General features: G+C 71.6%; 8 protein-coding genes. All 8 read right to left on the reverse strand.

Annotated elements, in window-relative coordinates:
* Positions 1-79: 79 nt before the first annotated feature.
* Genes ptsP through Ato02nite_RS26165 form a run of 8 tightly spaced genes read right to left on the reverse strand, consistent with a single transcriptional unit; the run spans position 80 to position 9903 of the window.
* Complete coding sequence (ptsP, locus tag Ato02nite_RS26130; RefSeq protein WP_307853977.1) at positions 80-2521, reverse strand: phosphoenolpyruvate--protein phosphotransferase; 2442 nt, start codon at positions 2519-2521, stop codon at positions 80-82.
* 2 nt (positions 2522-2523) lie between these two features.
* Positions 2524-3159, reverse strand: a complete 636-nt coding sequence (gene dhaL, locus Ato02nite_RS26135) for a dihydroxyacetone kinase subunit DhaL (RefSeq protein ID WP_213009266.1) — start codon at positions 3157-3159, stop codon at positions 2524-2526.
* A 5-nt stretch (positions 3160-3164) separates the two neighbouring features.
* Complete coding sequence (dhaK, locus tag Ato02nite_RS26140; RefSeq protein ID WP_281419793.1) at positions 3165-4169, reverse strand: dihydroxyacetone kinase subunit DhaK; 1005 nt, start codon at positions 4167-4169, stop codon at positions 3165-3167.
* Positions 4170-4187: 18 nt separating this feature from the next.
* The gene (locus Ato02nite_RS26145; protein ID WP_213009267.1) at positions 4188-5801 is read right to left on the reverse strand and encodes a methyl-accepting chemotaxis protein; all 1614 of its coding nucleotides are present in this window, start codon (positions 5799-5801) and stop codon (positions 4188-4190) included.
* Complete coding sequence (locus Ato02nite_RS26150) at positions 5798-6460, reverse strand: DUF2238 domain-containing protein (RefSeq protein WP_213009268.1); 663 nt, start codon at positions 6458-6460, stop codon at positions 5798-5800. The genes Ato02nite_RS26145 and Ato02nite_RS26150 overlap by 4 nt, the downstream gene beginning before the upstream one ends.
* A 59-nt stretch (positions 6461-6519) precedes the next feature.
* Positions 6520-7392 (reverse strand): hypothetical protein, encoded by an 873-nt coding sequence (locus Ato02nite_RS26155; protein WP_213009269.1) that lies wholly within the window; start codon positions 7390-7392, stop codon positions 6520-6522.
* Positions 7389-8519: a restriction endonuclease subunit S gene (locus tag Ato02nite_RS26160; RefSeq protein WP_213009270.1), complete on the reverse strand. Its 1131-nt coding sequence runs from the start codon at positions 8517-8519 to the stop codon at positions 7389-7391. The genes Ato02nite_RS26155 and Ato02nite_RS26160 overlap by 4 nt, the downstream gene beginning before the upstream one ends.
* Positions 8512-9903, reverse strand: coding sequence for a class I SAM-dependent DNA methyltransferase (locus tag Ato02nite_RS26165; RefSeq protein ID WP_246607425.1), 1392 nt, complete (start codon positions 9901-9903; stop codon positions 8512-8514). Before Ato02nite_RS26165 ends, Ato02nite_RS26160 begins: the two co-directional genes overlap by 8 nt.
* Between the last annotated feature and the right edge of the window lie 209 nt (positions 9904-10112).

Genomic DNA, 10112 nt, shown 5'->3' on the forward strand with positions numbered 1-10112 from the left:
CGCGGGCGAACAACGACGGAATTCGCCATATCGACCAGGTCATATGACGCTTCTCACCCGCGTTTTTGTACGCTTTGTATCAGCGTCCGGAATGGACGTTTCCCGGCTTTAGCAGGGCTCGTACGGCATTTGCGTCGGCCAGTCCACAGGCTCGTTCGGCCAACGGTCCGGCCTGCTCCAGGCGGGTGCCGCGGACCGACTCCTTCACCAGCGGCACGGCGGGCGGCGCGACGCTCAATTCGCGTACCCCCAAAGCCGTCAGCAGTGGCACGGCGGCCTCGTCCGCGGCCAGTTCCCCGCACACCGCGACCGGCACGCCGGACTGCTCGCAGACCAGCCTGATCAGCCGGAGAACCGCCGGATCGAGACCGTCCGCGGACAGCGCGGCATTGCCGCGCTCCGCGGCCAGGGTGTACTGCGTCAGGTCGTTGGTACCCACGCTGACGAAATCGACGTACGGCGTGAAGGCCGCCGACCGCAGCGCGGCGGCCGGCACCTCGATCATGATCCCCACGCGCAGCCCGTCCGATCGGCCGGCCCGGCCGATCGCGTCGTCCAGCATCCGCCGCGCGGTGACCACCTCGCCGACCGTGCTGACCATCGGGAACATGATGCTGACCGGCGTCTCGCGGGCCACCCGGGCGATCGCCAGGAGTTGGTCGGCGAACACGGCGGGGTGCGCGAGCGAGTGCCGGATGCCGCGTACGCCGAGGAAGGGGTTCTGCTCGTGCGGGGCCGGCGCGTAGCGCAGCGGCTTGTCCCCGCCGACGTCGAGGGTGCGCAGGGTGATCCGCCGGCCGCCGAGCGCCTCGGCGATCTGCCGGTAGACGGCGACCTGCTCGTCGACGCTCGGCGCGGCGTCGCGGTCGAGGAAGAGGAACTCGGTGCGCACCAGCCCGGCCAGGTCGGCGCCGTTCGCGGCGGCGGCCCGGGCGTCGGCCACCGAGCCGAGGTTCGCGGCGACGTGGACGGTCACCCCGTCGGCGGTGACCGCCGGTTCGCCGGCCCGGGCGGCGGCCCGGCCGGCCCGGGCGGACCGCTCGGCGGCCCGGTCGCGGAACGCGGCGGCGACCGGCTCGGGCGGGGAGATCGCGAACTCGCCGGTCGAACCGTCGAGGACGACGACCGCACCGGGCGGGCCGCTGAGCACGGCCGGTCCGGCCCCGACGACCATCGGGATGCCCCGGGTGCGGGCCAGGATCGCGCCGTGCGAGGTGGGGCTGCCGAAGGCCAGGAGCACGCCGGTGACCCGGACCGGATCGAGGGTGGCCGCCTCGGCCGGGGTGAGGTCGGGGGCGACCAGGACGCCGTCGCCCGAGGCCGCCGTGCCGGAGATGCCGAGCATGGCCCGCAGCACCTGGTCGGCGACCGCGTGCACGTCGTCGCCGCGGCCGCGCAGGTAGGGATCGTCGAGGGTGTCGAACTCGGCGGCGATCCGCCCGGCCGCACCGCGGAACGCCTGCGGCGCCGCCTGGCCGCCCTCGATCCGCTGCCGCACCTCGCCGAGCAGTTCGGCGTCGTCGAGCAGCAGCAGGTGCGCGTCGAAGATGCTGGCCTCGGGGTTGCCCTCCCAGATCTTGTCGATCTCCAGGCGGACCGCGGCGACCGCGTCCTCGACCCGCCGCCACTCCACGTCGGTGCCCTGCGAGGGTTCGTCCGGCACCTCGGGCGGGGTGCTCGACCGCCGCCAGGCCGGCCCGATCCCGATCCCGGCCGACGCGCCCTGCCCCCGCCGCACCCCGGTGCCGGTCGTGTTCCCGCCGATCAGGTCGAGGTCCACCGGCACCGGCCCGCCCCACTCGCCGATCTTGTCGAGTTCGGGCGGGGTCTCGTCGAAGCGCCGGGCGGCCACCGCCACGATCTCGTCGACCGCGGCCCGCGCTCCCGGCCCGGACGCGCGCACGTCGATCTCGTGGCCGCGCAGGGCGCCGAGGGTCGCCACCCGGGACAGGCTGGTGGCCGGCACCCAGGCCGAGCCGGTGGTGCGGTTGCGGACCTCCAGGCCGGCGTTGAGCCGGCGGGCCTCGGTGACCAGCCGGGCGGCCGGGCGGGCGTGCAGCCCGTGCGGATTCCCCACGGTGACCGTCGCCATCGCCTCGCCGCCGGCGTCCTCAGCGGGTGCCGTGCCCAACTGGGCCACCTTGCCCAGCAACCCGTCGGACGCCTCACGCGCCACCTCGTCGCGACCGGCGCCGCCCGCGGCCGTGACCGCCGCGGCCACCAGGCCCTCCACCAGCGGGGCCGGGCAGAGCACCACCCGGGACCGCAGGTCCTCGTCCACCAGTTCCAGAGCCAGCTCGGCGGAGAGCACCGCGCTGCCGAGGTCCATCAGCACCACCACGCCGTCGCCGTCGTCCGCCGCGACGAGAGCGTCCACGATGGCGGTCGCGTCGGTGCCGAGCGTCGTGTCGTCCAGCCCGGCCGCGATCTCGATGCGCGCGCCCGCGGCCATCTCGGCGGCCAGCGTCACCGCGGCCCGGGCCAGGGCACGGCTGTGGCTCACCACCACCAGGCCGACCACCGTCAGGCCAGCGCCCTGGCGGCCGCCGCCACCAGCAGCGTCACCGACGTGGCGCCCGGATCCTGGTGGCCCGCGCTGCGTTCGCCCAGGTAGCTGGCCCGGCCCTTACGGGCGACCATCGCGACGGTGGCCGCGCGACCCTGCTCGGCCGCGCGGACCGCGTTGTCCAGGGCCTCACCGAGCGGCTGACCGTCGGCGATGCTCTCCTCGATGCTCTCCACGGCCGGGGCCAGCGCGTCGTACATCGTCTTGTCGCCGGCCTGGGCCTTGCCCCGCGCCACCACCCCGTCCAGGGCCGCCCGCAGGATCTTGGCGATGTCGGCCCCGTCGAGGGTCTCGGCGTCGCCGGCGATGGCGGACATCCGCAGGAACGCCGTGCCGTACAGCGGGCCACTCGCGCCGCCCACCGTGGAGACGAGCGTCATCCCCGTACGCTTCAAAAGCTCGGCCGGACGCCCGGGCGACTCCTTCTCGAGGACCTCGACCACCGCGGACATGCCCCGGTGCAGGTTGATGCCGTGATCGGCGTCGCCGATCGCGGAGTCCAGCTCGGTCAGCAGATCCTTGTGTTCGGCGATCAGCCGGGCGAACTCGCGAATCCAGGCGTGCAGGGCCTCGGTGTCCACGGTGTCAGCCATGCCGGTCAGATTCCCCAGCGCAGGCCCGGAGTACGCACCGGGGCGTCCCACAATCGCAGGATCTCGTCGTCGGCCCGCAGCAGCGTCACCGAGGCGCCGGCCATGTCGAGGCTCGTGATGTACGGCCCGACCAGCGACCGGGCGATGCCCACCCCGGATTTCTCGAGGATCGCGGCGACCTCGGCGAACAGCACGTAGAGCTCGATCAGCGGGGTGGCGCCCATCCCGTTGACGAACGCGATGACCCCGCTGTGATAATCGAGGTCGGCGAGAATCGGCGTCACCAGCATCTCCGCGGCCTCGGCGGCGGACGCCACCGGCACCCGGCGCCGCCCGGGCTCGCCGTGGATGCCGATGCCGACCTCCATCTGGCCGTCGGGCAGGTCGAAGGTGGGCTTGCCGGCGGCCGGGACGGTGCACGAGGTGAGCGCCAGGCCCATGCTGCGCCCGTTCTCGTTGACCTTCCGGGCGACCGCGGCCACGTCGGCGAGGGGCCGGCCCTCGGCGGCGGCGGCCCCGGCGATCTTCTCGACCAGGACGGTGACGCCGACCCCGCGCCGACCGGCCGTGTAGAGGCTGTCCTGCACCGCCACGTCGTCGTCGGTGACCACGGCGATCACCTCGGTGCCGGTCTCGGCCGCGACGATCTCGGCGGCCATCTCGAAGTTCATCACGTCGCCGGTGTAGTTCTTGACGATGTGCAGCACCCCGGCGCCGCCGTCGACGCCCTTGGTGGCCGCGACCATCTGGTCGGGGACCGGCGAGGTGAAGATCTCGCCGGCGCAGGCGGCGTCGAGCATGCCCGGCCCGACGAAGCCGGCGTGCAGCGGCTCGTGCCCGGAGCCGCCGCCGGAGATCAGTCCGACCTTGCCGCGCACCGGGGCGTCACCCCGGTAGACGACTTTCTGTTCGTGGTCGACGCGCAGCTCCGGGTGGGCGAGTGCGACACCGCGCAGCGCGTCGGCGACCACATGGGCGGGATCGTTGATGAGCTTCTTCATCGCCGACATGACCCCAACCTACGCGCGTCACACCCGCACGCGGAACTGTCCGACGATGCGCTGCAGATCGCCGCTCATTCGGGCGAGCTCGCTGGTGGTGGTCTGCGCCTCGGTGACCGCGGCCGCGGTGTTCTGGGTCGCCTCGGAGACGTCGGTGACCGATTCCGAGATCTCGGCGGCCCCCGCGGCGGCGGCGCTGACGTTGCGGACCATCTCGTTGGTGGTGGCGGTCTGCTCCTCCACCGCCGACGCGATCGTGGTCTGGAACTCGTTGATCTGCCCGATCACCGACTGGATCTCGGCGATGGCGGTGACCGCGCCGGCCGTGTCGGTCTGGATCGCCTGCACCCGGACGCTGATGTCCTCGGTGGCCTTCGCCGTCTCCTGGGCGAGATCCTTCACCTCGCTGGCGACCACCGCGAAGCCCTTGCCGGACTCCCCTGCGCGGGCCGCCTCGATGGTCGCGTTCAGCGCGAGCAGGTTGGTCTGCTCGGCGATCGAGGTGATCACCTTGATCACGTTGCCGATCTCGGCCGACGACGCGCCCAGCTTGCTGACCGTCTGGTTGGTGGACTCGGCCAGGGTGACCGCGTCGGCCGCGACCCGGGCGGCCTCGCCGGCGTTGCTGGCGATCTCGTTGATCGCGGCGCCCATCTCCTCCGAGCTGGCCGCGACCGTCGCGATGTTCGCGCCGACCTGCCCGGCACTGGCCGACACCGCACTGACCTGGGCGTTCGTGCGTTCGGCGGCCTCCGCGATCTGGCTGCTGGTGATGGCCAGTTCCTCGCTGGAACCGGCCAGGGTGACCGAGTTCTGCTCCAGCTCCTCGACCGTGTCGCGCAGGGTGCCCATCGCGGCGTCCAGGTCGCGGGCCATCAGCCCGAGCTCGTCGCCGGAGCGCACCCCCGACCGGACCGTGAGATCACCCTGGGCCAGTGCCTTGGCCACCACCGACACCGACCGCACCGAACGCACGATCGCCCGCGCCACCACCACGGCCAGCCCCAGAGCGACCAGCCCGCCCACGACCAGCAGGAGAATGATCATGAGGCGGGCGCTCCTGTAGTCGGCGCGAGCCGTCGTGGCCCGGGCGGCGGACTGAGCGGATTCGGCACTGTAGGCCTCGTCGAGATCGTCGGCCGCCGTTACGGCGAGTGGCTGGAACCGGGTGGAGCGCAGCTGCTCGAACCGGACGCTCTGGCCGGCCCGGGACAGCGGCAGCAGCGTCTCGTCGCGCAGGGCCGTCGCCGTCTTCCAGTCCGCGGAGAACTTGTCGGCCAGAGCCGGGTCGGCGGCGTTCGTCCGGTACGACGCGATCAGCGCGGCGAGTTCGTCCTCCTCGGCGGCGATCTGCGTCTCGATCTTCGCTTTGGTCGCCGCCGACGGAGTGAGGCCGTGCCGCAGCAGATCCACCCGCAACTGCATCATCAGCCGGTCCGCCTGCCCCAGCACGATCAGCGGTTTGACCTGTATCTCATACATCTCCTGCACCTGTTTGGCGGTGGAGTCGAGCTTCACCAGCGCCACCACGCCCACGGTCACCGCCACGATCAGCGTGATCGCCGCCCCTGCGATGATCTTCGGAAGAACCGGCAGGTCCGAGAACCCCCGTCGCCCGCGCACCATCGCATCCGCTGTCATGACCAACCCCCGCCGTCATTCGTTGCCATGGACAAGCTTCTGGAATCATTTCTACCCGACCGGGCCACCGCTACACCCAGAACGGCGCCGAGGGTCGCGATGGCCATGTCCTTGTGCGCGTCCCACATATCGCCCTGTTGTCCGTTGTATGCCTCCGCGGCCCCCGGTGCGAGGGTCATCGCGATCGCCCATTCGAAAAGCTCATACAACGCGCTGGTCGACAGCACGACGTCGACGGCGGCGAATGCCGCCCACTTGCCCAGCCGCGGTTTCAGCGCCCGGCAGACGACCGGCCCGAAGCAGAGCCCGTAGCTCAGGTGCACCAGCCGGTCGAAGTTGTTGCGCCGCCAGCCGAACAGGTCGCTGACCCGGAACCCGAACAGCGAGTCGGTCCAGTCGTCGTAGGGCACGAAAGAATAGATCCACCGCGCCGCCACCGAATGCAGAGCCAAGAAAATTAGAATCAAAAGGAACGAGGTGTACGGGACGGGACGCGCGCGATTCACCAGAATCAGCGCCACCAGCCCGATGACGGTCAGTGAATGATGCAGTGCCTGTTCGGCCGGATAGATGGGCCGCCACCAGGTGATGGCGACGAGAACGACGAAGCCGCCGACCGTCCACAATTTCTTTTCCCGCTGTGCAGTGTCCCCGTGCATAGCCCGAAGTCAATCAGCGCAGTTCACCGGGCCGGTCTCGCGCGCGCCACGAACCGGTATCAGCGGCCGTTCCACCAGCGCAGCACCCGCAGCGCCCGGGCGGTGTTCCACCGGCTCGCGCCGGGCGGCTCCAGCGGAAACCACTGCCGCCCGGGGTACTCGGCGTAGGTGGGCCAGCGACCGTCCCGGCGGCGCGCCCGCTCGACCACGGCGGCCGCGTCCCCGAGCCGCTCGTCCGGCCCGGCCCCGGCCCCGGCGAAGTACTCGAGGCCGCGCAGAACGTCGAAATGCCACTCCGGAAACGCGGGGAACCGGACGCTCGCCCGGATCGCCACCTCCCCGGTGCGGTGCGACTGATAGAGCCGGTGCCGGAGGAAGAACTCCCGGCCCTTGCGGGCCGCGTCGCCGGTGTCACCCGGATAGGCGTCCAGCGCCTCCAGCACCTGGATGCTGGTGTGGAACGAGCCGTGCTTGCCCTTGTCGGTCCTGGTCGCGCAGTTCCAGCCGCCGTCGGCCAGTTGCTGGTCCAGCAGGTAGGCCACCAGATCGTCGAGCCCCTCCGCGTCGTACCGGAAATGGCTCGTGAGCCGGACCAGGATGCCGGCGATGCAGGTTTCCGGCACGCGCCAGCGGGCCCGCCACTCCCACAGCCGTTCGCAGGCCGTCAGCGCTGCCGGATGGCCGGGCGGCAGACCCAGCCAGAGCAGACGAAGCAGGGTGTACGTCGTCGAGGTCCACTTGGGCGCGTAGTCGGCGCCGCTCCACCGGCCGTCGTCGTCCTGCTCGGCGAGAAGGCGCGCACCCCAGCCCTCGGTGGCGACCCGGTTCCGTTCCCGGGTGACCTCCGCGGCGGCGGCACCGGTCAGGTCCCGCAGCACCCGCCAGCGAATCGCCGGGTCGCCCTCCAGGAGCCACTGTTCGTCGGCGTTCATCGCGCCATTCTGCGTGGCTGCCGGGCGCCGCGCAGCCCTTCGGAGACCAGGCGCGGCAGCAGGTCGTCGCGAAGTGCGCGGAGCGCCTCGTTCTCCCGTTCCAGGCGGTCCCGCAGGGCGAACAGCGGGACCGCCCGCTCGAGTTCCGGCCTCTCCGGGATGCGGATCGGCACGGCCAGCGCCCGGGCACGGTTGAGGCCGGGCACGGCGGAGTCGGAATTCATGCCCTCCAGTCCGAGGCCGCGCAGCAGCAGGTAGGCGTACTGGAGGGAGATCGTCCGGGGTCGCACGTAGTAGGTGGTGTCGATCGGGAAGAAGTCGGTCGACGACCAGTGCACCGCGCCCACCGTGCCCTTGCGGCCGACGACGATGCCGGGCCCGGGCACCAGGGCGGTGTCGTGGGAGCCGGACCGCCCGCCACTGCCGTACACCGGGATCGGTCCGGGGTTGCGGAGCCCGGCCGGCAGCGCCTTCCCGTACACCAGGTCGAGGACGTCACCGAGCACGCCGGACCGGCTCCGGCCGGCCATCGCGGCCGCGAACTCGGCCTCGGCCAGGGCCAGCGCCGTCGCGGCCAGGCGCTCGTTGCCGGCGATCTTCTCGTCCAGCGACGTGAGCAGGTCGGCCACCTCGCGCTGGACCGCCAGCGGCGGGATCACGATCGGCAGCGCGGCGAGGATGCCGAGGTTGATGTGCGGGACACCGGCGGTGATGGCGCTGCCCCGGACCAGGGACCGCATCGCCGGACTGCGGAACTGGTAGTAGACGTACCGCGGGTCGGCACGGGCCGGATCGACGCGCAGGCGCATCTGGGACTGGGAGACGACGTAGGTGTCGTGCGGGGCCGGTGGGACGATGCCGACCTGGCCGAGGGTGCCGCGCTGGGTGAAGATCACGTCGCCCGGCCGGGCCAGGTTGCGGGCCAGCTCACCGGCCGCCTTCGCCGGCGTGACGTAGACGAACTCGGACACGTCGAAGAAGCCGTCGGAGGCCAGGTTCACCCCGCGGATCACCGGCACCCCGCCCGGCACGTAGTCCTTGCCGCCGAGCATCGACCCGAACGGGCCACCGATCAGGCCCTTCGGGACGGCGATGTCCCGGACCATGCCGGTCGGCCAGTCAGCCATCCAGCTTGCCCAACTGCTCACGGACCGCCGCCGCGAGCCGCGCCGACTCCTCGAACTGGGCGTACAGCTCCTTGGTGAGCCGGGCGATCCGGTCGGCGGCCGGCTCGGCGCCCGGGTCCTCCGCCGCCGAGGCGGCGCCGACATAACGGCCCGGGTTGAGGACGTGGTCATTCGCGGCGACCTGCGCCAGCGAGGCGGAGAAACAAAAACCTGGCACATCGGCGTACGCGGTTCCGCGCCACCCGTGATAGCGGTCCGCGATCCGCGCGACGTCCGCGTCGGTGAGCACCCGCTCGGTCCGGTCCACCATGGTGCCCAGCCCGCGCGCGTCGATGAACAGGATCTGCCCGCGCCGGGCCCCCTTGTCCCGGCTGAGGAACCACAGGCAGGCCGGGATGGCGGTGGTGCGGAACAGGTTCCCCGGCAGCGCCACCATGCAGGAGACCAGGTCGTCCTCGACCAGCCGGCGCCGGATCTCCCCCTCCCCGGACAGCCTCGACGACATCGACCCGTTGGACAGCACCACACCCGCACTGCCGCGCTCACCCAGTTTCGCGACCATGTGCTGCAGCCAGGCGAAGTTGGCGTTGCCGCGCGGGGGAATCCCGTACGCCCATCGGGGGTCGTCCTCCCGGCGCGCCCAGCCGCTCATGTTGAACGGCGGGTTGGCCATGATGAAATCGGCCAGCAGGCCGGGATGCCGGTCGTCGGCGAAGGTGTCCGCCCACCGGTCACCGATGCCGTCCGGATCCATCCCGTGGATGGCCAGGTTCATCTTGGCCAGCCGCCAGGTGCGCTCGTTGCCCTCCTGCCCGAAGACGGCGATGTCCCGCCCGTGGACGCGCCCCGCCTGCACGAACATGCCACCCGACCCGCAACAGGGGTCGTACACCTTCCCGTGGAAGGGTTCCAGAACGTCCACGAGCAGTTTCACCACGCTGGCCGGCGTGTAGAACTCCCCCGCCCGCTTCCCCTCGGCCCGGGCGAACTTCTCCAGGAAGTACTCGTACACCTCGCCGAGCACGTCCTGCCCGGCCCCGGCGAACCGGGCGTCACTGATCAGCGTCACCAGCTCCCGGAGCGTCGCCCCCTCGACCCCACCCCGGGCGAAGATCTTCGGCAGCACCCCGCCGAGCGCCGGGTTCTCCCGCATGATCGCGTCCATGGCGTCGTCGAGCCGCCGCCCGATGTCCCCCGCCGAGTGCGCGACGAGGTGATCCCACCGGGCCTCGGCCGGCACCCGGAAGCCGCCCGGCGCATCCGACACATACTTGAGAAAGACCAGCCCGAGCACGAACTCCTTGTACTGCGCGGCGTCCATGGTCCCGCGCAGCCGGTTGGCCGCCTTCCACAGAATGTCCTGAATCCCCTTGGCACCGGACACCTCCGACACCCCGGCACGACGACGTGAAGGCACAGGCGATCCGTTTCTCTAGCTGCATGCTCCGGCCAGAGAAGTAAACGCCGCCCACCGCCGAACCGGAACGTCCCCTCCCCGGGGAAGCTCTAGACACCCTTTGAGGTCAGGGTCGCGAGAATCAAACCCGCTTTCCGGTACGGCAGACATCGTCGCCAACCGCACCATCACCCGAC

The sequence above is a fragment of the Paractinoplanes toevensis genome, assembly GCF_018332695.1.
GTDB lineage: Bacteria > Actinomycetota > Actinomycetes > Mycobacteriales > Micromonosporaceae > Actinoplanes > Actinoplanes toevensis.

Coding starts and splice junctions, on each gene's coding strand:
- dhaL (WP_213009266.1), bottom strand. CDS start 3,159: ATGGCTGACACCGTGGACACCGAGGCCCTGCACGCCTGGATTCGCGAG.
- dhaK (WP_281419793.1), bottom strand. CDS start 4,169: ATGTCGGCGATGAAGAAGCTCATCAACGATCCCGCCCATGTGGTCGCC.
- Ato02nite_RS26145 (WP_213009267.1), bottom strand. CDS start 5,801: ATGACAGCGGATGCGATGGTGCGCGGGCGACGGGGGTTCTCGGACCTG.
- Ato02nite_RS26150 (WP_213009268.1), bottom strand. CDS start 6,460: ATGCACGGGGACACTGCACAGCGGGAAAAGAAATTGTGGACGGTCGGC.
- Ato02nite_RS26155 (WP_213009269.1), bottom strand. CDS start 7,392: ATGAACGCCGACGAACAGTGGCTCCTGGAGGGCGACCCGGCGATTCGC.
- Ato02nite_RS26160 (WP_213009270.1), bottom strand. CDS start 8,519: ATGGCTGACTGGCCGACCGGCATGGTCCGGGACATCGCCGTCCCGAAG.